Consider the following 25,768-nt stretch of genomic DNA (forward strand, 5'->3'; position numbering starts at 1 on the left):
ATCTAGCCGCCCCAGGCCGCCGGATGCTGCTCGACATTGTCCTTCGTGATGATGGGCAGGTCGAGATAGTGGTTGGGCGACGGCACTTCGGAGGCCTTGCCGGAGAGGAACTTGACGGCATCCTCGATGGCGAACTTGCCCTGCGGCGCCGGATCCTGGTTCACGGTGCCAAGCACGGTGCCCTTGATGATCGCGTTGCGGACGTCGGCCGGGTAGTCGCCCAGGATGAACTTGACGTCGGTGCGGCCGTTTTCGGTGGCGAACTGCGCGCCGTTGACGCCTTCCGGACCCTGGTCGACGATCGCGTCGAGCTCACCCTTCGGATACTTGCTCAGGAAATCCTGGGTGATGGCGAGGGCCTTCGAGTTGTCCCAGTCGGCAGCCTGCTTCTCGATGATCTGGATGCCGGGATGCTTCTTCAGCGTGTCCATCAGGCCGGCTTCGCGGGCGAGCTGGGCCGAGGTGCCGAGCTTGCCGAGGATGTAGGCGACCTTGGCGTTCTCGCCGACGGCCTGGGCAAGCAGTTCGCCCTGGCGCTGGCCGAAGACGAAGTCGTCGACGCCGACATAGGTCACGAGCTTGGCGCCGGTGCTGGTGTCGGCCGTGGTGTTGACGGCCATGACCGGGATCTCGGCGGCGGTCGCCTGGCGGATGACCGGCACGATGCCCTGCGGATCGCTCGGGGCGATCAGGATCATGTCGACGTCCTGGGCGATGAACTGCTGCACGACGGAGATCTGGGTGGCCAGATCGCCGTTGCCGCTCTGGATGTTCAGCTCGACGCCGAGATCCTTGGCGGTCTGCTCGGCCGTCTTGATCAGGTTCGAATAGAACGGAACCGAAGTGTTCCAGATCATGAAGCCGATGCGGGGCGCGTCGGCGGCCTGGGCGGCGGTGCCGCCGAGGGCCAGCATGGTCGCGCCGGCAAGGCCGAGCACGAGGCGTCTGGTGATGGAAGTCGTCATGTTACTCTCTCCTCCTTTGAGACTTGTTTCAGCGCCGCTCGAGCCGGCGGCGCTGGTAGCTGTCGATGCCCACGGCGACGAGAATGACCGCGCCGGTGACGGCGGGCTGCCAGAAGGGCGAGACACCGAGCAGATTGAGGGCGTTGGCGATGACGCCGAGCAGCAGCGTGCCGAGCACGGCGCCACCGACCTTGCCGACGCCGCCGCTAAGTGGCACGCCGCCGACGACGACGGCGGCGATCGCCGTCAGGGGCCAGTCCGCCGCGCTGGCGGGCTGGCCGATATTGGTCTGGCCGAGCAGGACCACGCCGGCGATGCCGGCGAACAGGCCGCCGAGGCCGTAGGTCAGGATGGTCACGCGGTCGACATTGATGCCGGCGAGCCGCGCCGCGAGCTTGTTGCCGCCGACGATGTAGACGTGGTGGCCGAAGGTGGTGAAGCGCAGGATCGCCCAGGTCAGGATGGCGACCGCCGCGAAGATGATGGTCGGGACGGGGATCGGACCGATGCGGCCGAGGCCGAGCCAGGTGAAGGATTCCGGCACGCCGTAGACCGGCTGCGCCGCCGTGCCGACGAACATGATGCCGGTGACGAGCACCTGCGTCGCCAGCGTGGTGACGAACGGGTTGATGCCGATCTTGGCGATGAAGAAGCCGTTGATGAGGCCGACGCCAAGGCCGAGCGCCAGCGCGGCGACAATGCCGAACGGCATCGAGACATGGACGATCAGCGCTGCTGCGACCACCGAGGTGGCCGCGCCGACGGCGCCGACCGACAGGTCGAAGCCGCCGAGGATGATCATCAGGAGCATGCCGCAGGCGACGATGCCGATGACAGAGTTGCGCTGCAGCACATTGGCGAAATTCGCCCAGGTGGCGAAGTACGGCACGGTCAGGCAGAAGACGACAACCAGCACGACGAAGATGGCGAGCAGGGCATAGTTCGACCAGGCGACGCCGGCTGGCAGAGTGAGGCGCCGCCGGCCCGTATCGGCTCGGGAGAGGGACATCAGAGGGCTCCTTCGATCAGGGCGGCGGGCGTCGCGGCGGCAGTGCGGGCATGCAGCGCCAGCCGCGCCCGTTCATGGGCAAACAGCAAGGTGCCGAACAGCTCCGCCTTGTCGCCGAGCGCGCCTGGACGGACATCCACATGCTCGACGGCGCGCGCGATCGCCGTGCGACGCATGGCATCCTTCATCGCGTTGAGAAGGACCGGACCCGCCCGCGTCAGCTCGCCGCCGACGAGGATCAGGTCCGGGTTGAAATAGTTGCAGAGCGCGCCGAGCGCGCGGCCGACCATCGAGCCGGCATCGGCGACGACGCGGGCGGGGCCCGGGCTGCCCTCGGCGGCCAGGCGCAGCATCTCGATCGGCGCGATGTCGCGATGCGTCGGTTCGAGCGAGCGGCTGAGCGCGTTGACGGAAATCTGTGCCTCGAGACAGCCGCGGCTGCCGCAATGGCAGAGCGGGCCGTTCTCGTCGGTCACGACATGGGCGAGCTGGCCGGCCATGCCATAGGCGCCGCGGAAGATTTCGCCTTCGATCGAGATGCCGAGGCCGACGCCGACCGAGAGCAGGACATAGAGCATCATCTTGGAGCCGACGGCGCCGCCGAGGCGGCTTTCCGCCAGCGCGCCGAGATTGGCGTCATTGTCCATGTAGACCGGCAGGCCGAGCCGTTCGGCCAGGCGACGCGGAACATCGGCGCCGACCCAGCTCGCCAGGATCGAGCCCGGATGCAGCATGCCGGTTGCGGCCTCGACCGGGCCGGGAACGCCGATGCCGACGGCCTCGATCCGGCGGCGGTCGATGCCATTGCGGGAAATCAGGGTCTCGACGTGCTCGGCGGCGAGCGAGAGCGCCGCCTCGGCGGCGGTGTCGCTGTCAAAGGCGCAGTCGATCTCGTCGATCAGGCGAAAGTTCAGATCCGAAATCGCGACCTTGAGGCTCAGTCGGCCGAAATCGATGCCGACGAGGTAGGCATGACGGGCCTTGAGGGCGACCAGTTCGCCCGGCCGGCCGGCCGATTTGCGCGTGGTCGGGACATGTTCGTCGACCGCCTCGATGACGCCTTCGTCGATCAGCTCGGCGATGGCGCTGGAGGCGGTGGAGCGGGACACGGACAGGAGGCGCGCCATCTCGGCGCGCGAGCGCGGCGCGTCTTCGAGTGCCGCCAGGATCGGCGCGCGAAGCCGATGTTGTGAACGTGCCTTGACCATGAGTCCTCCCTGAAAATGGCAGTGGCATAGTCCGAATAGTTTTGTCAATATTGGTCAAATCAATCGATTGATTAGTCCATAATCGAACAAATTGGATTCCGATGGCCAGCCTCCGAATTTCTGCGAAGCAACTCCGGATCGGCGATACGCTAGAGCCCTGCGCCGAGGGCGCCGTACTCGTCGAGGCCGGGCGCATCGTCGCCGTCGGGCCGGACGCCGCCGTGCCGCGGCCGGCCGGCGTGGCCACGGCCGATCTCGGCGACGCGACGCTGCTGCCCGGGCTGATCGACGCGCACATGCACACCTTCGGCATGCCGAGCACCGGCCTCGGCGCCCTCAATACCGAGCGCGAACCCTACCGGGCGCTGCGGGCGGCGGGTGAATTGCGCGAATTGCTGGAGGCGGGCTTCACCTCGGCGCGGTGTCTCGGCTCGTCGGTCGGGCCGGATCTCCGCCGGGCGATCGACGAGGGGCATGTCGAAGGACCCCGGCTCGTCGTCGCCGGCCAGTTCATCTCGTCGACCGGCGGCACCTGGGACGCGCCGCCGCTGCCATCCTCCTGGGGACGGGCCCAGACGGCGATCGCAGACGGCGTCGACGAGATCGTCCAGACGGTGCGCGAGCGCGCCCGCGCCGGCGCCGATTTCATCAAGCTCGGCCTTTCGAAGGGCGGTGTGCAGGACCGCTACCACGCCTGGGGCGATGATCCCCATGCGCAGGTCACGACCTACAGTGTCGAGGAAGTCCGCGCCGCGGTCGACGAGGCGCATCGCAATGGCATGAAGGTCAGCGCGCATGCGATCGGCACGGCGGCGGTCAATCTCGCCCTCGATGGCGGCGTCGATGTCATCGAGCACGGCTACGCCATCGACGACGAAACCCGCGCCCGGCTGGTCGACGAGGGCAAGATTGTCGTCACGACGATCTCCCAGCTCCATTTCCATCGCGCCGCCTATGACGCGTTCCACTATCCGGACTGGGAGCGCGACGTCTATGAGCGCCACTGGCAGGCGATGCGGCGTGATTTCGAGCTCGGTCTCCAGGCTGGAATCCGCTTCGCCCTCGGCACCGACCTGATCGGCAAGCCGACGCATCCGCTCGCAAGGGCGGCGAAGGAGTTCGAATTGGCGGTCGAATGGGGGATGTCGCCGGACGAGGCGCTTCGGGCCGGCACGATCGGCGGCGCCGAGGCGCTCGGCATCGCGGCGGAGACGGGCAGCCTCGACATGGGGAAATCCGCCGATCTGGTCGCCGTCGCCGGCGGGCTGTCTGACCTTGCCGATCTGGCCCGGCCGATCTTCGTGATGAAGCAGGGCCGGCGGGTGAGGGGCACCTTGCCGATCTAGCCGCGTCAGCTGCGCGGCAGCGGGACAACACCGAAGACAAGCGCCTTTCCTGCCAGTCCGGTGTTCGATTCCGCCTTCAGCGTCGCCTTCAGCGACGGCTCGACGATGTCCAGCTTGGCGGAAATGTCGGCGGCGGCTTCCCGGTTTACCTTGCGTGAATAGACGATGTCACCGACGTAGATCGACTCGATCTGGTAGGCGGCCCAGCCGTACTTCTTGATGTTCTTCCGCCAGTTCTGGCACTTGCCGCTGGCGGCGAGTTTGTCCATCAGGCTTTCGATGTCGTCGTTCCAGAGCGAGACTTTCTTGACGTTGACGGCCTTGAGCTCGAAATAGCGCGACAGATCACCGGAAAGGCCCAGCGCCACCAGCTTGGTCTGGATTCCCGACAGGCTCGCCGAGACGTTCGCGGTGCGCAGAAGGTCGATATCGGCGACGGTCTTGGTGTCTGCCTTGATGGCATAGGCACTGTAGTCGATGTAGCAGAGCTGTTCGATCGAGATCGGCTTGGTCAGGCTGGTTGTCGGCTCTTCGCGGGCATAGTAGAGCGATCCGACGAAAACATCCGACTGCGGGGGGCGGACGAACCGCGCCTCCAGCACTTCGCCGGTGTCGATATTGCCGGACGTCGTGCATCCAGAAAGAAGAAGTGCGGTCCAAAATCCTCGCCATGCGCGCATTCCGGTCTCCCGTTCTTGTCTTCCGATCGGATGAAGTGTCCTGCTTTCCGAGTTTATGCTGTTCTGAATCAGTCGAGAGGATCGATCACTTTGCCGGTTGCTGGTTCGGCTCGGGCGGGGTTTCTATGAAGTACTCCTTCGGTCCGCTCAGCAATTCGCCCTGTTCGGCGACCCCATTCAGGACGAACAGCCATGCCAGCGGCTCGGACATGCTCTGGCCCGGGAACCATTTGTTGAACAAGGCTTCCGCCCCGGCGCGATGTGAGAACAATTCATAGACCCGCCGCTGCACGAACGCGATGAGTTCAGGATCGGCCTTCGAAATCAGCAAGGCGTAGGGCTCATAGGTGAATGATCGCCCGGCGTCTCGATAGCCTTTGCAGGGGTGCCCCCTCGTCTGCCAGTCCATCAGCTTTGCCAGGATGATGTCGCGATCGCCGAAATAGATCTTGTCGTGCCCATTGTCGCTGCAGAACCACTGGATCAGCGCGTCATGGTCCGGTTTCGGGCAGAGAACGTAGTCGGGCACCTGTTGGGCGCGTTCGCTGAGCGACAGCGATTCCCTGCGTGGCGCCTTGGGGTCGAATGGAAGACGTTCGAGGATACATTCTCGATCCTTCTGTATCCGGCAGATGGCGGTCGTGTCTTTGGTGCTCACCCGCAGCACGTCGACGGTGCATGCCTCCTTCGCCACGCGTTCCGCCGTGGAGTTTTCGACGTAGCCGACCTCGATGTCCTCGAAGTTGCGGATCGAGCGCGACAGATAGGATATGCCGGAAACGAAGATGATCGGAGAGAAGACGCCGGCCTCGATCCGTTCCTTGTCGTCGAGCCGAACCGTGGTGGCGTCACAGAGAACATCCACCTCTTCGCCATTGGCGCGCTCCATGCGCTTCTCGCCAGGCGGGCGGCGCATGACGGGGAACCGCTTTGTCGCCTCGACGGGGACCTGAACGATATCATAGCCGCTATTGTCGAATATCTCGTAGCAAAGGTCGGCGACAAAGCCGAGATAGGGCATCGGCTTGTCGGGATTCGCCGCGTTTGCCTTGTCCTTGACCTTGTCCTTGACCTGGGCCTGGAAGGAAAACGGCTGAATATCGGTTCGGAATCCGAGCACCACGCGCTTCGCCTGCGACACCGAGCCCCCGGCTGTCAGCAGCCATGCCAAGGCACAAAGGATGGCGAGCATCCTGGATCTCACCGGATGGTCTCCCATGGCTGGAGGATCGGCTCTGCCATTACCGACGCCCGCCATGCCGAAGGCGGCTCAGCCCAAGCACCGATACGAATGTCGCGCCGCTGATGACGAGGATGTCGAGCGACGAATAATAGGCAAAGCACGTCTGCACATCTTCGGGATCCATGCCCCTGGCGGCAAATACCCCCAGGACCGATACCGAAACGGGTTCTGTGCCGTTTTCGAGTATTCGCAAACAGCCGGAGGGCGGAGCGGTAAGGGTGGCGACGACCCCCAGATAGACGAGTGTCAGGAGCGCCGCCGCGATGGCGGGCGCCAGGATCATTCCGACGGTTCGCCGTCTCGAGGGAGCTCTGGCGAGGTTGACGAAGAAGAAACAGATTCCGGATGCCGGCACCAGCAGGAGGTAGTAGACCAGAGCACTGGTCCAGGTGCCGGAACCCAGCAGGATCTGCTGCATCTGCGCGATGTTGCTGGCCGGCAGCGCAGAATAGATGATGGCGAAGAGCGCCATCCCGACGGCGGAAATGGTAAGCGCCGCCACCATGCCGGAGACGATTTCCCAGACGGTTGGATCCTTGCCAGACGGCTTCTTCCGCTCGGAGCCGGAAAGGACGCTGGTGAAGGTGGCGACCGCCATGACAGGCAACCAGATCAGCAGGAAAACCTTCAGGGTCTCCATCGCCGCCGTGATGGCGATATTCGGGGTCGATTGAGGAACGGAAGATATGAGCGGATGCCATTGAATCATGACCAAGACAAAGTAGATCACGAACACGATGATGAACAGGTAAAGCGGTAGGCCCGTTCCGCCCAGATCGTTGTCGTCGATCAGGCTATCGACGATACTTCTTCTTAGGGCCGCATCATTCATTTTCTCAAAGCGCGACCCGTACTCGCAGTAGATCGCCATGATGACGGAGAACTTGTCGCGAAGTTCCTCGAGCTGGAGGATGTTGTCGGACAGGCGCCTCTCATATTCCTTCAGCCGGGCATTTTGACTGCGCATCATCGCGTCCGGCACCTTTTCCGCGTCCGTCAGATATTCGAAATCCGCCAGCGCGCCCTCGGCCTCTTCGCGCACCTGCCGTTCATATTCGTTCAGCTTCCCGCGTATGTCCGGATCCGACCAGGTGATGTGTTCCCGGTACGACCAGTCCACGACGCTCTTCAGATTGTTGTGAAGGACGAAGCAGGCCCGCAGCTTCGAACCCAGGAGAACCTTGACCCAGTCCGAGGTCTTGAGGACTTCGTCGCCGACGTCGAACGGCGTTCCGTCGATCAGCGTCTTGAGGCGCACCGCCTTTTCGCGGACGCGGGTCGGAATGCCGACGACCTCGTGCGCGAACCGGCGCAGCAGATGTTCCGCCGGAATGAGCGGGTTGATCAGCGGGGCAAAGCCGGAGATGCCGAGCGCCAGGGCGAGCGGCCATTTCCACGAGTCGAAATCGACGGTGCCGACGCTGACCTCCAGCCCGGAAACGTTCAATTGCGAGGCGAGCTGGAAGATCACCCGGCCGAAGAAGGCGAGGGCGACGTAAATGAAGACGAGCGAAATGCAGTAGACCAGATAGGCGCGGCGCAGCGAGGCGCTGTCCTTCAGGTTCCAGATCGTCAATTGCTTGAAATCGCGAAAGGCGGCCGCGTTGACGTCATAGGCCGGCTCCGAAAAGCGGCGCCAGGCGAAGGCGCAGATCAGGGCGATCCCGGCCAGAAAGGCGGCCAGGAACTGCCAGGAGACTGCGATGCCGACAAACGGAAAATCCCGCCGGTTCTCAGGAACTAACAGACCGAATTGCCACAGCGTCCGGGGTACGCTGGTTGGCCAATACGCCGGAAAGGAATCCACGCAACGCCTCCTGTACTAGGAGGGAAGTCTCTCTGGATGCGTTAGCACTGCTGCTGTTGCGGATTGCACGGGCCCGCCGCCGCGGGCTGGCCGCCGACGAGCAGCGGCGACATCAAGATCAGCGTGGCCATGAGAATGCCCAGACGTTTCGCCATGTGAGCCTCCAACGAAACAGACCCAGTTCTCAAGCACGGCACGCTATTCCCATTTTCAACCTGCCGCAACGTAAAGTTTATCACTGGTTAACGAGGGGCATTCCGGTCCTGCCCTGCGCGTCGACCCGCGATCGGCGGGCGGCTCGACCCTCAGATTTCCATGTCGAGATCGAGGATCGCGCCCGGCGCGGGAACATGCGGCCCCCAGACGGCTTCCACGGTCTGTCCGCTCTGGGTGCCGGCGCGCAGGAGCACGCGCAATTCCGTCCCCGCCTTGACCTCGTAGCCGCCATAATTGGGAAAACGGCCGAGATCCCGTGTGAAATAGGAAAGTAGGCCGCCTTGGCTCGATCCCTTGATGATGCCGGCCAGCGCCGGTTCCGCCGTGGCGCCGACTTGCCGATCCGCTCCGATCAGCACCTGGATGTCGCCGGTGGTTCCCGCCTTCCGGCGCGCCTTGACGGCAATCCAGGCCTTGTCCGGCGGCGGCCTTGGCTGAGTGTTTTCCGGCGTGCTGACTTGCCGGAAGCCGAGCCCGACCAGCAGCGAGTTGATGCCGCTGCTGCCGCCAGCGAGCACCAGGGCGGTCAGCAGCTGGCCGGGAATGTTGATTGGTTTCGGGTTGTCCGGCTTGGCCGCGTTGACGAGCGCCGTCACGATGTCGAGATCGAAATAGCGCACGAAGGTCCAGGCGAGGATGACGGCGACGAGGGGACGAACGGCGCGGGGATTGAGGATCTCGACAAAGGGCCGCCAGCGGAACAGGGCGGCGAGCGCGGATTCAAGGATCACCGCCAGCGCGAACAGCAGCACCAGCGTCTTTGCCACCTCGCTGTAGAGGTCGGTGCCGGAGGCGGCGGACTGGATCGACACCGTGACGTTCGCGCGGGGCATTCCCTGTATTTCGCATACGGCGATGTCGGATGTCGGCGTCGCTACATTGTTGGCTCTGTATTGCAGCACACTGGAGGCGCCTTCCTTGGTGGTGAGCAACGTGCCCTTGGCTGGCTGGGTGTCGACGATGAAGACCTTGCCGTCGACGCGGCCGATCTCCGCGATTCTGCCGGGTTCGACGCTGACATTGGACACGCAGTCCGCCGACGCCTCCGAGACGATGCCCGCAAGCGCCAGCGCTGCTACCGCAGCGATGGATCGGCGCCCGATTGGCTTCATAGTGAATCTCCACGGTTGACGTTGCGGAGGTTTGGCCGATCTTTCGTATAAATAGCGGTGGGCGTTAGGATTGACGGAAATTTATCGAATGGTTTTGCCTGAGCGTCGCCGCTTAGCTAGTTCAATTGGCGGGTCGATCGAGTCTATTTTAGCAGAATTCGCATTTGTTGTGACGGCCATGACGATGCGGCCAGAAAAAGGCGGCATCCGGTAGGATCTAATTTTAAGCTCTGTAGCTTGTCTGACGTGCGGCGCCATGCTTCATTGTTGGTTCGCTACGCGATGGAAGAGTTCTTGAGTGTGAATGCAGACACGATGGCGATAGCTCCCTGGGGGAAGCGTCATGGTCGAGGTTCAGAACGGGTCTCGTCGATTTCTCGTCAAGCTGTCTAGCGAGACCGCCCATTCCCTGGCCGCGCAATCCCTGACCATCGTCGGTGCCGAAGTGACGTTGCAGCCGCTCTTCGCGACGCCGCCGAAGGCGGGCGCCGGGCAGGGCATCGCCGACGCGGCGGCGGCGAAATGGTTCATCACCCAGGTCAAGGACGAGCCGCAGGCGCTGGCGCAGTGGAGCGGCCTCAGCGACTGGGACGTGGCGCATCGACTGGCGCGCGAGACCAACGCGCTCGTCGTCGAGCCCGACATCCTCCAGAATGACTACTGGCCGGAACCGCATGACAGGGAGCTGGGTGCCAGCGGCGAGGATCGCTGCGATCCGGGTGTCCCGCAAGCCTCGGCGCCGCCGCCACCGCATTTCGGCTGGCATCTCGATATCGAGTTCGGCCAGCTCGGCAAGGCCCGCGAAGGGATCGGCTCCACGCCCGCCCCCGTGACGATCGCCCATCTGGATACCGGCTATGACCCGCACCACGCCGCGCGCCCGAAGCACATCGACGTCGCGCGGCAGCGCAATTTCTACGACGAGGACCGGCCCAACGACGCCACCGATCCGATCGATCCGCAGAGCCTGCTGCACACGCTCGGGCATGGCACCGGGACGATCGGCATCCTGGCCGGGCGGGCGCCCGCTTCGGCGCTGCCGCCGGAAGCGATGGCGATCGGTCCGATCGGCGGCGCGCCTGACGCCACGATCGTGCCAGTGCGAATTGCCAATTTCGTCGCCCATATCCGGACCAGCACCGTCGCGCAGGGGCTCGACTATGCCCGCCAGATCGGCGCGGATGTCGTGTCGATGAGCATGGGCGGCTGGCCGTCGCAGGCCTGGGCGGACGCGGTCAACGCCGCCTACGAGGCGGGTGTGGTGCTCGTCTGCGCGGCGGGCAACCACTATAACGGCCTTCCAATGCGCCAGATCGTCTGGCCGGCGCGTTTCCAGCGCGTCGTCGCTGCCTGCGGGATCATGTCGAATGGCAAGCCCTATGCCGATCTCGGCCTCGGCGAGATGGAAGGCTGCTATGGACCGCCCAGCAAGATGGGCACGGCGGTCGCCGCCTACACGCCCAACATCCCCTGGCCAATCTTGGGCTGCCAGAATGTCATTGCCCGGCACGGTACCGGCACGTCCAGTGCCACGCCGCAGGTCGCCGCGGCGGCGGCGCTCTGGCTGCAGAAGCACAAGCTGGCGCTCGATGCGGCGGGCATCCGGGGCTGGATGCGGGTCGAGATGGTGCGCAGGGCGCTGTTCGACACCGCCGCCGGCGGCGGCACGGCGGCGCAGCCGCATCCCTGGTTCGGGCGCGGCGTCGTCAAGGCCGATACGATGCTGGCGAGCGAGCCGGTCCCGGCGCGCGAACTGGTGCAGACCCCGCGCGACAGCGCCTGGTTCCCCTTTGCCGACTTGCTGTTCGGCCGGGCGCTGGCGCCCGACCCGGCCTTCGCCGGCCTGGCGCTCGAGGCGACGCAGATCGCCGCCCGCTCGGCGCGGGTCACAGCCGAATTCCCCGATCTGCAGACGGCCGACCCGGCGACGGCGCAGCGCATAGCCCAGATCCTGCTGGAATACGAAGTGCTCTCCGGCTCGCTGCGCTCCTATCTGGAGGCGGCTGTCGGCACCCGGCCGCGCAACCAGATCCCCGGTGCCGGCCCGAAACCGCCAGCTCCCGCCGCTCTCGGTCGCTCGCTGCCGGAACCGCCCGACGTCGCCATCGTGGCGGCGAGCACGGTGCAACCGCCGCCGAAAGCCCGCCGGCTCCGGATCTATGCGACCGATCCGCTAGCCGCCAACCGTCTCGCCTCGCTGGAGGTCAGCGAGGCGACGGTCGAGGTCCCGTGGGAGCCGGCCTCCGGCAATATCGAGCCCGGACCGGTCGGCGAATATGTGGCGGTGATCGATGTCGACCCGGCGAGTGGTCTCGCCTATCGCCCGGTCGATCTCGACGATCGCTATGTCGTGGCCGACGGGGGGCTCGCCCCCTCCGTCGCCGATCCGCAGTTCCATCAGCAGATGGTCTATGCGGTGGCGATGCGCACCATCAACCGGTTCGAGCTGGCGTTGGGCCGGGTCGCGCTCTGGGCGCCGAAACCGCGCTATTGGGAGGATGGCAAGCGGTCTGCCGGTCCGGTGAGCCAGGGAGCCGGGCCGGTGGCCGCCTGGTTCGAGCGGGGCTTCGTCCGGCGGCTGCGCATCTATCCGCACGCGCTGCGCCAGGCGAATGCCTATTACAGCCCGGCTAAGCTGGCGCTGCTGTTCGGCTATTTCCCGGAATCGCGCAAGATCGGGAACCGTACCGAGCCGGGCGAGACGATCTTCACCTGCCTGTCGCAGGACATCATCGCGCATGAGACGACGCATGCGCTGCTCGACGGCATCCATCGCCGCTATCAGGAGGCGACCAATCTCGACGTGCTCGCCTTTCACGAAGCCTTTGCCGACATCGTGGCGCTGTTCCAGCGCTTCTCGCTGACGGAATTGCTGCGCCATGAGATCCAGGCCTCGCGCGGCGACCTGTCGCGCAGTTCGCTCGGCCAGCTGGCGCGGCAGTTCGGCGAAGGTCTCGGTCGCGCGGCGGCGCTCCGTGATGCGCTGGGATCGGACCCCGCCGTGACCAATTACGACACCGAGACGGAGCCGCATCAGCGTGGTGCCGTGCTCGTGGCGGCCGTATTCGACGCCTATATCCGGATCGTCCGCAACCGGACCGCCGATCTGCTGCGTCTCGCCGGCATCGGCGACCGCGGCACGCGGCGCGAACTTCACCCCGATCTCGTCGAGCGGCTGGCCGGCGAGGCGACGAAGGCGGCCGGACACGTGCTCGATATCTGCATTCGCGCGCTCGACTATTGCCCGCCGGTCGATCTCTGCTTCTCGGACTATCTGCGCGCCCTGATCACGGCCGATTCCGACCTGCTTCCCGACGATACCTACGGCTATCGCGTCGCCTTCATGGAATCGTTCCGCGCGCGGCGCATCTATCCGATCGGCATCCGGTCGGTCTCGACGGAGACCTTGCGCTGGGGCCGTCCGGCCGACCAGCCGACCGGCCTCGTCGAAAGGCTGAGGACGCTGCCGCTGGTGTGGTCGCGCAAGATTGATCGGCTCGAGGCCTATTCTACCGCCAATCAGGCCGGCAAGCTCCTGCATGACTGGCTGGAGGCCAATCTCAGCGATACCGCCGCCGCCTATCTGAAGCTCGATCGCTCGGCCGGCCCGGATGGCGTCCGCATGCCGTTCGAGGTGCATTCCGTGCGGCCGGCGCGACGGATCTCGTTCGATGGCCAGGTCCAGCGCGACATCATCGCTGTCATCACCCAGAAGCGGATCGTCAAGCTCGATCCGCAAGGTCCCGACACGGCCGAGAACCAGCTCGTCTTCCGCTCCGGCGTCACGCTGGTGATGAGCGCGGAAGCCGAGAAGGATCCGATCCGCTACGCGGTCTGGAAATCGCCCTGGAGCGAGGAGCGGTTGAAGGCAGCCCGCGAATTCATGTCCGGGCGGGCGCAATCGGACGGCATGCAACTCTATTTCGGCGGCGATGGCGCCGAGGAGTCGGCCGAACCGTTCGCCTTGCTGCATTGGGGCCATTGAGGAGGCCGGGATGGCGAAGACCGCGCGGAAGACAGATGCGGCGTCACCCCCGCCGGCGGACGAGGAGGGCATCCGGGTCCGCATGTATCGGCAAGGGCTCGGCGATTGTTTCCTGGTGCGCTTGCCCCGGCCCGACGGCGCGCCGTTCTGGCTGATGATCGATTGCGGTGTCATCGTCGGAACCAAGGATCCCGAGCCGAAGATGCAGGCCGTCGTCGCCGACATCATCCGGACAACGGAGCGGAAGCCGGGGGCCGGCGGTTTCGTCGATGTGCTGGTGGTGACGCATGAGCATTGGGATCATGTTTCCGGCTTCGATCAGGCGAAAGAACTGTTCTGTCCCGGCGACCAGAAGCAGCAGGCGGGCAAGCTTTCCATCGGCGAGGTCTGGTTTGCCTGGACCGAGGATCCGGGCAATGAGCTCGCCCGGCAGCTTGCCAGGGAGCGGAAGGATACTATCGAGGGATTGAAAGCCGTCGGCCTGGCGCTCGGATCCGCCGTGGCCGCGGCGCCGCCGCAGCAAAGCGAGCCGATGCAGCGCACGGCCGACGGGATCGCGGCGATCCTCGGCTTCTTCGGCCTGGAAGGCCCCGGCCTGTTCGGGGCGGCGGCCGTTGGCGGCAAGACCGGCTCGGCCATGGCCGTGGCCCGCTCGCTGTCGCAGAAGCCGGTGCGCTACTGGAAACCGGGCGAGGCACCCTGGTCCTCGGCCGATCTGCCGGGCCTGCGTATCTATCCTCTCGGGCCGCCGGAAAATGCAAGTGCGATCCGGCGCGCCGATGATCGTGACGAAACCTATCATGCCTTTACGGCCGGACCGGCGGCCGACGCCTTCTTCGGCGCCAGTCCGTTGCGCGGTAGAACCGACAGCGCCGATTGGGACGATGTGCTGCAGCCTTTCGACGCCAGCGTCCGCGGCGCGACGCTGAAGGATCTCGACGCGGCCGCCAAGGCGATCGAGACGAGCGTCGGCGGTCCGGTCGACGCGACCGATGCCTTCTTCGCCAAACACTATTTCGGCGAGCGCGCCACCGAGCTGACCTTCGCGTCGCCGGGATTCGCCAGGACCGTCACCCGCACGGAGCCCGGCACGATCCGGGTTGATCAGAGCTGGCGCCGGATCGACACCAGCTGGCTCGACATGGCGCCGGAATTCGCCCTGCAGCTGGATGGCGCCACCAACAACACCAGTCTCGTGCTGGCGATCGAGCTTGGCGATGGCGGCCCGGTATTCCTGTTTGTCGGCGATGCCCAGGCCGGCAACTGGCTTTCCTGGGACGCGCTCAGCTGGAAAATCGGCCGGCGCACCGTCACGGTTCCGGATCTCTTCGCCCGCGCCGTCTTCTACAAGGGCGGCCATCACGGCAGTCACAATGCGACGATGAAGTCGAGGGGCATCGAGCGGATGACCAGTGGCGATCTGGTCGCCTTCATTCCCGTCGACCGGCCGACGGCGCGGATGAAGCATTGGGACCGGATGCCGCTGCAGGGCATTCTCGATGCGCTGACGGAACGGACCAAGGGCCGGGTGGCGCTTTCGGAAGTCAGCAACCCGGATTTCCCGGAACAGGATTTCAAGGCCTTCGGGGATCGGCTGATCGAGACCGATCTCTATCTCGAGCTGCGGTTTCCGCCGCGCTGAAAGGTGGGACAGTTTGATGCGTCGAGGCGACGCGTCCGTTGAGGGGAGGCATGGCATGACGACCCTGGACATCCAGAAGCGGCTCAAGGAACTGGGCTTTGATCCCGGCGAGCTGGACGGCAAGAGCGGTTCGAAGACCGTGAAGGCCATCAAGGCATTTCAGATCGCCAATGGGCTATCCGCCGACGGCAGGGTCGGGCCCAATACCTCCGCCGCGCTGTTTCCGGACGACGCCAACGAGACGGAAGATGCCGTCGCGCCCGTTGCCGAGCCGAGCGCTGCCGAAGCCTGGCCGAAGCAGGTCGACTGCATGCGCCACTATGGTGGCGTCGGCCTGTTCCAGACGAGGCTGGCGTTGCCCTATCCGATGCGGCTCGCCTGGGACAAGGGCGTCGTCGTGCGCAGCATATCGGTACACGAGAAGGTGCATGACAGCGCCGCGCGGGCCTTCGCCAAGATCGCCAGCCGCTACAACGAGGCACAGCGCAAGGATATGGGGCTCGATCTGTTCGGCGGATCGCTGAACGTGCGCAAGATGCGCGGCGGCTCCGGCTACAGCATGCATTCCTGGGGCATCGCCATCGACTTCGATCCCGACCGCAACCAGCTGAAATGGGACAAGGAGCGGTCGCGACTGGCCCGACCGGATGCCGCCGACTTCTGGAGCTTCTGGGAGGAGGAGGGCTGGGTCAGCCTCGGCCGCTCGCGGAACTTCGACTGGATGCACGTCCAGGCTGCCCGGCTCTAGGCAGGGATTGAGCCGGTGCGGACTGTTCGGAAGCGCCTGCCAGAGCCGGCGCTTCCGGATCTGCCGGGCGCCAGGCAGGGGCCTGTCGGCCGTCGCCCTGGCTTCACGGCGCGCGCTGGCTGGCCCCCGGATCGGCAGAGATCAGCGCACGGCGGCGGCGAGCGAGAGCCGGGCTTCCAGCGCTTCGGCGGCCTCTTTGCGCTCGCTGTAGCGGTCGGTCAGGTAGGGTGAGACGTCGCGCGTCAGCAGCGTGAACTTGACCAGTTCCTCCATCACGTCGACGACCCGATCATAGTAGCTCGATGGCCTCATGCGGCCGGCCTCGTCGAACTCCTGATAGGCCTTGGCGACCGAGGACTGGTTCGGGATGGTGACCATGCGCATCCAGCGCCCGAGCACGCGCAGCTGGTTGACGGCATTGAAGGATTGCGAGCCGCCGGATACCTGCATGACGGCGAGGGTGCGACCCTGCGTCGGTCGGACGGCGCCAACCGAAAGCGGGATCCAGTCGATCTGCGCCTTCATCACCGCGCTCATCGCGCCGTGACGCTCCGGGCTGGTCCAGACCTGACCCTCCGACCACAACGCCAGTTCACGCAGTTCCTTGACCTTCGGGTGGTCGGCGGCCGTGGCGTCCGGCAGCGGCAGGCCGTGCGGATCGAAGACCCGCGTTTCGGCACCGAAGTGCTGCAGCAGCCGCTCCGCTTCCAGCGTCAGGAACCGGCTGTAGGAGCGTTCCCGCAGCGAGCCGTAGAGCAGGAGGATGCGCGGGCGATGCGTGGAGGCCGGTGCTCGCAGCTTGCCGGCCTCGGGCGGGTCGAGCAATTCGGCGGCGACGTTGGGCAGTGCGGGGATCATGTCCGCTTCTCCTCAAGATTGGGGCGGACCAAGCGCGATCTGTGCGCCGTGGCGGGCAGTGTGTGATCGTGATCGTTGGTCATCAGATCTCCTTGCGGCGGATACTGCCGACAAGGTCCGTGGCTTCGGCCAGCGTGTTGTAGATCGTGCCGTATTTCTGCAGGTTGCGGTGTAGCAGGTCTATCCGCTGGTCGGTTTCGTCTGTGTCGACCACGATCTCATAGGCAATGCGTAGCATTTTTGGCGGAGCGTCCTGGCGCACACCATGCAGGCTAACCTCGATGCCGCGTAGGTCGAATTGAAGCATCGGGATGACCCGCTCTGTGCCCTTCAGGATACAGGCAGCGAGACTGGCCAGCAGCATCTCGGCCGGGTTGAAGGCATCCGCCCGCCCGGCGAGGCAGGTATCGAGAGTGATCCGCGCTTCCTTCGTTGTGGCTTCCGACCCGTAGCTATCGATGCGGCGAGCGGAGACGTCATATTCAAGCATTCTTGCAGTCCCTTTAGGCGACGGGTTCGGTCCCGGACAAGACGCAGGCGTCGGATCGGCTGGCATGGCGGCCAGTTCCGTTCATGTTCGGGTGCCTTCCGTGGACCGCTCAGGAAACTGGATAGTCTTCGAGGCACCCGCCACAAGTTGGACTGCAGCCCCGCGCTCGTACCAGCCCTTCGACCGGTTCACGATCCAGACGACGGAGAGCATCACGGGCACCTCGATCAGGACGCCGACGACGGTCGCGAGCGCCGCCCCTGAATGGAAGCCGAACAGGCTGATGGCAGCGGCAACGGCCAGCTCGAAGAAGTTGGAGGCGCCGATCAAGGCGGAGGGGCCGGCGACGCAATGCGCTTCGCCCGTGGCCCGGTTCAGGATGTAGGCGAGGCCCGCGTTGAAATAGACCTGGATCAGGATGGGAACGGCGAGCAGCGCGATGATCAGCGGCTGCGCGATGATCTGTTCGCCCTGGAAGCCGAACAGCAGCACCAGCGTCGTAAGCAGCGCGACCAGAGATACCGGGCCGAGCTTGCGCAGGACCCGCGCCAGCGCGGCTTCTCCGCCCGAGGAGATCACCCGGCGGCGGATGATCTGGGCGATGAGGACGGGCACGACGATGTAGAGCCCGACCGAGAGCAGCAGCGTGCCCCAAGGCACGGTGATGGCCGACAGCCCGAGCAGGAGGCCGACGATGGGCGCGAAGGCGACGATCATGATGGCGTCGTTGAGCGCAACCTGCGACAGCGTGAACAGCGGCTCGCCCTTGGTCAGGTTCGACCAGACGAACACCATGGCGGTACAGGGGGCTGCCGCGAGGATGATCAGGCCGGCGATGTAGCTGTCGATCTGGTCGGCGGGCAGGAGCGGGCGGAACAGCCAGCCGATGAACAGCCAGCCGAGCAGCGCCATCGAGAACGGCTTGATCGCCCAGTTGATGAACAGGGTAACGCCGATGCCGCGCCAGTGCCGGCCGACCTGCCCGAGCGCCCCGAAGTCGATTCGGAGCAGCATGGGGATGACCATGAGCCAGATCAGGATGGCGACCGGCAGGTTCACCTTGGCGATTTCGGCCGCGCCGATGGCATGGAAGACGCCCGGCAGGAGATGACCGAGGGCAATGCCGGCGACGATGCAGAGGGCTACCCACAGCGTGAGGTAGCGTTCGAAAATGGACACGGGGAAGCCTCTAGAGACGGATGGTGCGGGCGAGGAGGGCAGCGTCAGCCGGGCACAGGCTGCTGGCCTGACGGGTCGCGACGACGGTGGCGGGCGCATCGCCGCGCGAGACCGGCTTGAAGCCGACCTTCTCGAAGAAGGGCGCGGCTGAGCTCGTGAGCACCCACGCGCGGCGGGCCCCTTCGTCAAAGGCGCGACGCTGCAGCAGCGCGACCAGATTGCGACCGAGCGCCTTGGCGCGCCGCTCCGGCAGGACGACAATTGATCGGAGCAGCGCGTTCTCACCGAGCGCTTCGTAGCCGCCATAGCCGATGAGATCACCAGCCGGCGTCCGGTAGGCGAAGAAGGTTCGCCCCGGCTCGCACAGGTCGTCGGTGGGAAGCCCGGCGGCCCGGAGGCTGGAAAGCAAGTCAGGGTCGTTCGCCAGGATGCGCTCGTCCCGAAGGAAGGGCACGCCCTCTTCCTTGAGGAGGCCGGCCGTGTCGTTGGGCGGGAGCAGGTCGAGCACGATGTCGGAAGGTCGACACAGCCTTACGCCATCCGGACTGACGACGATGGGCCGGTTGATCAGGATGGGATGTGCGACCATCGTGTCGAGAAGGGCGTCGTCGCTTACGTGGGGATCATCGAGCCCGAGCGCGGCATAGGGCGTGCCCTTCTGGCGGATCACATCGCGCACGGGGAGCCCCATGCGGCGGAGCAGCTCAGCCAGCTCCGCGCGGCTCGGCGGGGTCTTCAGGTATTCGACGACGTGAGGTTCGACACCGGCGCTGCGTAGCAGGGCGAGCGTGTTGCGCGACGTGCCGCAATCGGGGTTGTGGTAGATGACGAAGGTCATGGACGCCTAGGCTCCGATCTCTCGGGGCGAGCTGGCACCCTCGATCTGGCCGATTTCGGAGAGCTTCGCTCCCAGCGCGATGGTGTCGAGGCTCTTGAAGGGCAGCGACGTGAACAGGGAGATCCGTGTCTTCAGCAGTCGGAAGGCTGTGACGAAGGCCCTCTCCCTTTCGTAGTCGCTACCCACCACGGCCGCAGGGTCTTCGATACCCCAATGCGCAGTCATGGGCTGCCCCGGCCAAACCGGGCAGGCCTCGCCAGCGGCGCTGTCGCAGACGGTGAACACGAAGTCCATTGTCGGAGCGCCGGGCACGGCGAATTCATCCCAAGGCTTCGAGCGGAAGCCCTCGGCGGGATAGCCGAAGCTCTCCAACGCACGAAGCGCGAACGGATTGACGGTGCCCTTGGGCTGACTGCCGGCCGAGAAGGCCCTGAAACGGCCCGCGCCGTCCTTGTCGAGAATGGACTCAGCAAGGATCGAGCGCGCCGAGTTGCCCGTGCAGAGGAACAGGACATTGTAGATCCGGTCCGTCATGTCTTCGTCTTTCTGGCTAGCAGTTGCATGTCGAGAGGGAGGCGACCGCGGGCTCGCACACTTCGGGGTGGCCCTGGCAGCAGTCGCGCATCAGGAACCCGACCAGGCCGGCCAGGGCCGGATAGGCGGCGCTGTAGATGATCGAGCGGGACTCGCGACGGGACGAAATCAGCCCCGCCTGTTCCAGATGGCTCAGGTGGAACGATGCCTTGGACGACGAAGCGCCGACTGCCTCGCCGATGACGCCGGCCGCCAGTCCCGTTGGCCCGGCCTTCACCAGCAGCCGAACGATCTGCAGCCTTGTCTCCTGCGACAGCGCCGCGAAGGCACTCAGGGCTTGCGTCTCGTCCATTTTTATATCAACCTCTCAAGAGATGTTGAAATGATGGATACCGGATCATGACCCTGCAGGCAACCCCAAACCGCTATGACTTTGGTGGCGACGCGTCGGTCCCCTCTGTCAAAGCGGCCCTTCAGAGCTGTGGGGCTGAACCGCTCCGCCTCGAATATGCCGGCCGCATCAGCCAGCTCGGCTATCACGTGACGGAGGTGAAGGCTGCGTCGTTCGTGACGCTCGACTGCGGCGGCAATCCCGACCAGTGGCGGGAGGTGATCTTGCAGGTTGAGGACGCCGAACTAGCGGAGGGAGCCTCTCCGATGACGGCCGCGAAGCTGACGGCAATCCTGGACAAGGTGGCGTCCCGGATCGAGCTGGATGCTGATGCGCGGCTCACCTTCGAAGTCGGGCCTTCTGGCGAGCCGATGCAGGTTTTCGATGTCGGCGCGCTTGAAGTCCTTGCGGGACAGGCAACGCTCCGACTTACGGACCGCTCCGTCATCTGCAAGCCCAGGCATCGGGCCGAAATGCGGGCAGCGCCCACCCAGTGCTGCAGCCCATCTCCGAAGGCTGGTTCGGGCTGCTGCTAAGCCTGACAAGCCTCGTTGCACCCAGCTGAGATCGTCGCGCTCGCATGTCGCGCTACGCGTGACGCCACATCTTGAACGCGGAGACGAGCAGGATGGCAGCGAGGCCCGGCAGAAGGACCGCGCCCGGAACGATGCCGAGCAAGTGCCCACCGATGAAGGCACCCGCGATTGATCCCGCGGCCATGACGACAAGGAACCTGCGCGAGCGCCCGAGCACCGCGAAGCTTTGATCCCTGCTGTACCGGGTAAAGCCGACCAGCATGGTGGGCAGGCTTACCGCGAGAGATAGGCTGCCCGCGAGCTTGATGTCCGCTCCGAACAGCAGGACCAGGGTCGGAATGAGCAGCTCTCCTCCCGCCACGCCGAGGAGCGAAGCGACCACCCCGATGGCGAACCCGGCAATCAGACCCGCGATGAGCTGTGCGGCTCCGCTGAAGAGAGGGGCTCCAGTCGTCGCATCATGACCCAGCAGCAACACGGCGGCGATAAGCACCAGCAGGATCGATATCACCCGGTACAGGGAACTCGACCGCAGCTTGGTTGCCCAACCCGCACCGAACCAAGCGCCGAACAGGCTGCCGCCTAGAAGATTGACGACAATCGGCCAGTGGGCCGCGACCTCTTCAAAGGGCACCGCGCCGGTACGGAAGATCAGGGCAGCGGCCACCACCACCAAGCTCATGGCCTTGTTGAGGATGACCGCTTCCAGTGCACCAAAGCGGAAAACGCTAATCAGCACGGGGAGACGAAACTCGGCCCCGCCCAGTCCGATGAGCCCTCCGAGCATTCCGATCGCAGTGCCCCAGCCGAAGGCGGCGAGGGGGTTGCGGGTTAAGGGCCGGTTCGCGCGCTGGTCCATGATGTCCTATCGCACACCGAACGCTCTCGCCTAAGCGGATCTTGGCCATTCTGGTTCGCTGCAGCAGCCGATTTGGTGGGGTGGGCAATCGGGTACGCAGCGCTATGGCGCCGGAAGTTAAGTTATTGGTCTTTGTTAGTTTTTTGATCAAGCCCGGAAGCTGGTGGAGCCAAGGGGAATCGAACCCCCTGACCTCTGCAGTGCGATTGTTTGTGTCGTCGCCCCATTCTGTCGAAGCGGGAAGGGACAGGGTCAGGTCGCTGGTAGCAAGCAATCCGGCAAAGGGCGTCAAGCGGATCAAAACGCAGCGATTGGAGTGATTTTTGTCTCCAGTACGTATTTCCGGCACTGCGTGGCGATGGACGGTTCAACCGCCCGACCTTTGGACTCAGGATGGCCTGGAATCGTGTTCGCCAACGCGCGGCTTTGGGTGACCTACGGCATGGCTTCGCATCGTTCGGTGTCGGGGCCCGTTGCGCCCGCGCTACTCGGCCTCGAACGTGCGCCGCGCCGCGCGGACGCTGGCGACGATGTGGCGTTGCACTTCGGCGACGCGGCGAAGCCGGTGCGTGTCCGGATGGGATATCAGCCAATAGTTGCGTGTGAAGCGGATCGCCGGGAGCAGGCGTTTCAGCTCGGGGAAACCCTGCGCCGCGTAGTCGTGCAGGATGCCGATGCCGTGGCCGGCGCGCACGGCTTCCATCTGCCCCATCACACTGCCGCACTCGAAACGGCGATGCATCAGCTGGCCCAGGCGATCGGCATAGTCGAGGGCGCGGCTGTAGACGAAATCCTCGACATGCGTGACGAACAGCCGTCCGGCCAGATCCGCCTCGCGCTCGATCGGACCCGTTTCGGCCAGATAGCTCTCTGACGCGTAGACGCTGAGCGTGTAGTCGGTGAGCTTCTGCACCAGCATGCGCCCCTGCTTGGGCCGATCGAGCGTGATGACGATGTCGGCCTCGCGGCGCGACAGCGAGAAGGTTCTGGGCAGCGGCACCAACTGGATGACGAGACCGGGATAGCGCGCCGCCATGCCGCCCAGCGCCCGCGCCAGGAAATAATTGCCGAGCCCGTCCGGCGCCCCGACGCGGACGGGGCCGCTGATCGCCTGCGTCGTGCCGGAAAGCTCCGCCTCGAGCTGCAGGAATTCGGACTCGACCCGTTCCGCCGTCGCCAGCAGGGCTTCGCCGGCGGGGGTGAGGACGCTGCCATGCGGCTGCCGCTCGACCAGCTTGGTCGAGAGCTCCTCCTCCAGCGCGGTCAGCTGGCGGCCGACAGTGGCGTGGTTCAGCCCGAGCCGTTTCGCCGCGCCCGCCAATTGGCCGGTGCGCGCCACGGCGAGAAAGATGCGAACGCGATCCCAATCCATAGGGGGACTATATTTTCTGCACATCGGAAGCGCAATTGGCGAGATTGCTGTGCAATTCTGCGAAGCTCATAAGCACGGTATCGAAACCGGCTTGTGGAGGGCGAAATGCCGAGCCTGATTTCCCATTTCATCGGCGGCAACATGGTTGCCGGACGAAGCGGCCGGACAGCGCCTGTCTATAACCCGGCGACGGGCGAACAGACCGGACTGGTGCCGCTCGCCTCGACCGAAGAAGTGCGCGCGGCGGTCGGCGCCGCCAAGAGTGCGCTACCCGGCTGGGTCGCCACCACGCCTCTGCGCCGCGCCCGCATCCTGAACAAGTTCCTCCGCATCCTCGAAGAACGCACCGACGAGCTGGCGGCTGTCATCACCGCCGAGCATGGCAAGGTGCTTTCCGACGCCAAGGGCGAGATCCAGCGCGGCATGGAGGTGGTCGAGTTCGCGACCTCGGCGCCGCAGCTCCTGAAGGGCGAGGTCACCGAGAATGTCGGCACCCGCGTCGACAGCCACTCGCTGCGGCAGCCGCTCGGCATCGTCGCCGGCATCACGCCGTTCAACTTTCCGGCGATGGTGCCGATGTGGATGTTCCCGGTCGCGCTCGCCTGCGGCAACTGCTTCATCCTGAAGCCGTCGGAACGCGATCCCTCCGCCTCGCTTCTCGTTGCCGAATGGCTGAAGGAGGCGGGCCTGCCGGACGGCGTCTTCAGCGTCGTGCACGGCGATAAGGAGGCTGTCGACGCCATCCTGACCGACCCGGACATCGCCGCCGTCAGCTTCGTCGGTTCGACGCCGATCGCCCGCTACATCTATGAGACGGCGGCCCGGACCGGCAAGCGCTGCCAGGCGCTGGGCGGCGCCAAGAACCACATGATCATCATGCCGGACGCCGATCTCGATCAGGCGGTCGATGCGCTGATGGGCGCGGCCTATGGCTCGGCCGGCGAACGCTGCATGGCGATTTCCGTGGCGGTTCCGATCGGCGGGAAGACGGCCGACGCGCTGATGGCCAAGCTGGAGCCGAAGGTGCGCGCGCTCAATATCGGGCCCGGCACGGATCCCGAGGCCGAGATGGGCCCGCTGGTAACCTCCCAGCACCTCGCCAAGGTGCGCGGCTATGTCGATGCCGGCGTCGCCGAAGGCGCGACCCTCGTCGTCGATGGCCGCGACTTCAAGCGCCAGGGCTACGAGAACGGCTATTTCATCGGCGGCACGCTGTTCGATAACGTCACCACGGACATGACGATCTACAAGGAAGAGATCTTCGGCCCGGTGCTGGCGGTGGCCCGTGCGCCGGACTATGCGACCGCCGCGAAGTGGATCAACGAGCACGAGTTCGGCAACGGCACCGCGATCTTCACCCGCGACGGCGACGCGGCGCGCGAGTTCGCGCACCAGATCCAGGTCGGCATGATCGGCATCAACGTGCCGATCCCTGTGCCGATGGCATTCCACTCGTTCGGCGGCTGGAAGGCGTCGCTGTTCGGCGACCATCACATGCACGGGCCGGAGGGCGTGCGCTTCTATACGAAGCTCAAGACCATCACCAGCCGCTGGCCGACCGGCATCCGCGCCGGTGCTGACTTCGTCATGCCGACGATGCGCTGATCCCTTAGGCCGTGCCCGTCGCGAAGGCTGGGCACGGCTTCCCGTTGTCTGAGAGTAAGGGACGAGCCGCATGGCGGCTTGTCCATTGATGCTCCGGCTGACGGGCTGGCCCCTTGCCTAGCTGTCGTTTCCAAGCAGGTTGTTCACACGCTGCCAAGGCGTGAGACCTTGGATGGCTGAGTGGGGTCGTTCACGGTTGTAGCTGTCGGTCCATGGGCCGATGGCGCGGGCGCGCTCCTCGGAGCAGGTGTAGGCGCGGCCGTAGGCCCATTCGCGCAGGCTGGTCTGGATGAAGCGCTCGGCCTTGCCGTTGGTGCGCGGCGTGTAGGGGCGCGTGCGGACGTGTCTGGCCCCGGCGGCCAGCAGGGCCTTGGCGAAGAGCTTGGAGCGATAGGCCGAGCCGTTGTCGGTCATCACCCGCTGGACCGTCACGCCGTGGCGGAGGAGCCAGGCGACGGCGCGTTCAAGAAAGGCGGTCGTGTCCTGCTGGCCTTCCGACGGCAAGATTTCGGTGTAGGCCAGGCGCGAGGCGTCATCGACGCAGACATGCAGGAAGTCCCAGCCGGCCTTCCTCGATCGGCCCAGGCGGCGGTCGTTGGTGATGCGATGGCCCTCGACATGGAACCGGCCCAGCTTCTTGATGTCCAGGTGAATCATCTCGCCGGGCGCACCGCGCTCGTAACGGACCACCGGGATCTTCGGATCCAGGGCGGATAGTTTGCCCAAGCCCAGCCGGCGCAGGATCAACCCCACCGTCGAGCGGGCCATGTCCAGGGCCCTGGCGATGGCCGGCCCCGTCATCCGCCGGCGCCGCAGCAACTGGATTTGCTCGACGATCTCCGCCGAGGTCTTGCTCGGGCATCGACGAGGCGCCGAACTCCGGTCGTGAAACCTTCGGGCCCCACCCTGCCGATGCCGATCCAACCACTTGCCGACCGTGCGCCGCGAGACCCCGAAGGCCTCCGCCGCCTTGGCCATCGACCAGCCGCCACGTTCGATACGATCGACCATCAGGGCTCGACCAACAGGCGTCAGTCGCGCATTCTCGTGCACGTTCATCCGGGGCCTCCGGTGCCAGACGTTGGAGCGTCGCAACCCCAGCCTCTCAGCACCGGCCCGGATGAACAACCTTCATAGCTTCGACA

General features: G+C 65.4%; 22 protein-coding genes. 6 read left to right on the plus strand and 16 right to left on the minus strand.

Features of this window, described 5'->3' with window-relative positions; genetic code table 11:
* Nucleotides 1-2: 2 nt before the first annotated feature.
* The 3 genes from G342_RS0107425 to G342_RS23545 are packed head-to-tail and all read right to left on the minus strand — an operon-like array spanning nt 3 to nt 3,182.
* A complete protein-coding gene (locus tag G342_RS0107425) occupies nt 3-965 on the minus strand; it encodes a sugar ABC transporter substrate-binding protein (RefSeq protein WP_018182488.1) in 963 nt (320 codons plus the stop codon).
* A gap of 28 nt (nt 966-993) precedes the next feature.
* Nucleotides 994-1,974 (minus strand): ABC transporter permease, encoded by a 981-nt coding sequence (locus G342_RS0107430; RefSeq protein ID WP_018182489.1) that lies wholly within the window; start codon nt 1,972-1,974, stop codon nt 994-996.
* Nucleotides 1,974-3,182, minus strand: coding sequence for an ROK family protein (locus tag G342_RS23545; protein ID WP_018182490.1), 1,209 nt, complete (start codon nt 3,180-3,182; stop codon nt 1,974-1,976). Before G342_RS23545 ends, G342_RS0107430 begins: the two co-directional genes overlap by 1 nt.
* 101 nt (nt 3,183-3,283) lie before the next feature.
* Between G342_RS23545 and G342_RS0107440 the strand changes: the two genes are divergently transcribed.
* Complete coding sequence (locus G342_RS0107440; protein WP_018182491.1) at nt 3,284-4,528, plus strand: metal-dependent hydrolase family protein; 1,245 nt, start codon at nt 3,284-3,286, stop codon at nt 4,526-4,528.
* A gap of 5 nt (nt 4,529-4,533) precedes the next feature.
* On the opposite strand, the gene G342_RS0107445 is transcribed toward G342_RS0107440, so the two are convergent.
* The 4 genes from G342_RS0107445 to G342_RS0107460 form a co-directional block, all read right to left on the minus strand.
* Nucleotides 4,534-5,208, minus strand: coding sequence for a hypothetical protein (locus G342_RS0107445; protein ID WP_040878385.1), 675 nt, complete (start codon nt 5,206-5,208; stop codon nt 4,534-4,536).
* 85 nt (nt 5,209-5,293) lie between these two features.
* Nucleotides 5,294-6,400 (minus strand): type 2 periplasmic-binding domain-containing protein, encoded by a 1,107-nt coding sequence (locus tag G342_RS23550; RefSeq protein ID WP_018182493.1) that lies wholly within the window; start codon nt 6,398-6,400, stop codon nt 5,294-5,296.
* Between the two features lie 49 nt (nt 6,401-6,449).
* The gene (locus tag G342_RS23555) at nt 6,450-8,258 is read right to left on the minus strand and encodes a hypothetical protein (protein ID WP_018182494.1); all 1,809 of its coding nucleotides are present in this window, start codon (nt 8,256-8,258) and stop codon (nt 6,450-6,452) included.
* A gap of 305 nt (nt 8,259-8,563) precedes the next feature.
* The gene (locus G342_RS0107460; protein WP_018182496.1) at nt 8,564-9,586 is read right to left on the minus strand and encodes a hypothetical protein; all 1,023 of its coding nucleotides are present in this window, start codon (nt 9,584-9,586) and stop codon (nt 8,564-8,566) included.
* Nucleotides 9,587-9,929: 343 nt separating this feature from the next.
* Here G342_RS0107460 and G342_RS0107465 point away from each other — a divergent pair, with 343 nt between their 5' ends.
* Genes G342_RS0107465 through G342_RS0107475 form a run of 3 tightly spaced genes read left to right on the plus strand, consistent with a single transcriptional unit; the run spans nt 9,930 to nt 15,961 of the window.
* Complete coding sequence (locus G342_RS0107465) at nt 9,930-13,571, plus strand: S8 family serine peptidase (RefSeq protein WP_018182497.1); 3,642 nt, start codon at nt 9,930-9,932, stop codon at nt 13,569-13,571.
* A 10-nt stretch (nt 13,572-13,581) separates the two neighbouring features.
* Complete coding sequence (locus G342_RS0107470; protein WP_018182498.1) at nt 13,582-15,213, plus strand: ComEC/Rec2 family competence protein; 1,632 nt, start codon at nt 13,582-13,584, stop codon at nt 15,211-15,213.
* Nucleotides 15,214-15,268: 55 nt separating this feature from the next.
* The gene (locus G342_RS0107475; RefSeq protein ID WP_018182499.1) at nt 15,269-15,961 is read left to right on the plus strand and encodes a peptidoglycan-binding protein; all 693 of its coding nucleotides are present in this window, start codon (nt 15,269-15,271) and stop codon (nt 15,959-15,961) included.
* A gap of 141 nt (nt 15,962-16,102) precedes the next feature.
* Here G342_RS0107475 and arsH read toward each other — a convergent pair whose 3' ends face one another.
* The 6 genes from arsH to G342_RS0107505 all read right to left on the minus strand — a co-directional run bounded on the left by arsH (nt 16,103) and on the right by G342_RS0107505 (nt 20,212).
* Entirely contained in the window at nt 16,103-16,819 is a 717-nt protein-coding gene (gene arsH, locus G342_RS0107480) for an arsenical resistance protein ArsH (RefSeq protein ID WP_018182500.1), read from the minus strand.
* A gap of 82 nt (nt 16,820-16,901) precedes the next feature.
* Complete coding sequence (locus tag G342_RS0107485; protein ID WP_018182501.1) at nt 16,902-17,309, minus strand: OsmC family protein; 408 nt, start codon at nt 17,307-17,309, stop codon at nt 16,902-16,904.
* Between the two features lie 81 nt (nt 17,310-17,390).
* A complete protein-coding gene (gene arsB, locus G342_RS0107490; protein ID WP_018182502.1) occupies nt 17,391-18,488 on the minus strand; it encodes an ACR3 family arsenite efflux transporter in 1,098 nt (365 codons plus the stop codon).
* 10 nt (nt 18,489-18,498) lie between these two features.
* Nucleotides 18,499-19,326 (minus strand): arsenate reductase (glutaredoxin), encoded by an 828-nt coding sequence (gene arsC, locus G342_RS25635; protein ID WP_018182503.1) that lies wholly within the window; start codon nt 19,324-19,326, stop codon nt 18,499-18,501.
* Nucleotides 19,327-19,332: 6 nt separating this feature from the next.
* Nucleotides 19,333-19,860, minus strand: a complete 528-nt coding sequence (locus G342_RS0107500; RefSeq protein ID WP_018182504.1) for an arsenate reductase ArsC — start codon at nt 19,858-19,860, stop codon at nt 19,333-19,335.
* Between the two features lie 16 nt (nt 19,861-19,876).
* A complete protein-coding gene (locus G342_RS0107505; RefSeq protein ID WP_018182505.1) occupies nt 19,877-20,212 on the minus strand; it encodes an ArsR/SmtB family transcription factor in 336 nt (111 codons plus the stop codon).
* 47 nt (nt 20,213-20,259) lie between these two features.
* Between G342_RS0107505 and G342_RS0107510 the strand changes: the two genes are divergently transcribed.
* On the plus strand, nt 20,260-20,787 hold the full coding sequence (locus tag G342_RS0107510) for a DUF6428 family protein (protein WP_018182506.1): 528 nt from the start codon (nt 20,260-20,262) through the stop codon (nt 20,785-20,787).
* Between the two features lie 52 nt (nt 20,788-20,839).
* Here the strand turns inward: G342_RS0107510 and G342_RS0107515 are convergent, their stop codons facing one another.
* Nucleotides 20,840-21,646, minus strand: a complete 807-nt coding sequence (locus G342_RS0107515; RefSeq protein WP_018182507.1) for a sulfite exporter TauE/SafE family protein — start codon at nt 21,644-21,646, stop codon at nt 20,840-20,842.
* 484 nt (nt 21,647-22,130) lie between these two features.
* Nucleotides 22,131-23,018, minus strand: coding sequence for a LysR family transcriptional regulator (locus tag G342_RS0107520; protein ID WP_018182508.1), 888 nt, complete (start codon nt 23,016-23,018; stop codon nt 22,131-22,133).
* A 105-nt stretch (nt 23,019-23,123) separates the two neighbouring features.
* Here G342_RS0107520 and G342_RS0107525 point away from each other — a divergent pair, with 105 nt between their 5' ends.
* Nucleotides 23,124-24,623: a CoA-acylating methylmalonate-semialdehyde dehydrogenase gene (locus tag G342_RS0107525; RefSeq protein WP_026304222.1), complete on the plus strand. Its 1,500-nt coding sequence runs from the start codon at nt 23,124-23,126 to the stop codon at nt 24,621-24,623.
* Nucleotides 24,624-24,740: 117 nt separating this feature from the next.
* Here the strand turns inward: G342_RS0107525 and G342_RS0107530 are convergent, their stop codons facing one another.
* Complete coding sequence (locus G342_RS0107530; RefSeq protein WP_026304223.1) at nt 24,741-25,682, minus strand: IS481 family transposase; 942 nt, start codon at nt 25,680-25,682, stop codon at nt 24,741-24,743.
* Between the last annotated feature and the right edge of the window lie 86 nt (nt 25,683-25,768).

This window comes from Kaistia granuli DSM 23481 (assembly GCF_000380505.1).
Classification (GTDB): domain Bacteria; phylum Pseudomonadota; class Alphaproteobacteria; order Rhizobiales; family Kaistiaceae; genus Kaistia; species Kaistia granuli.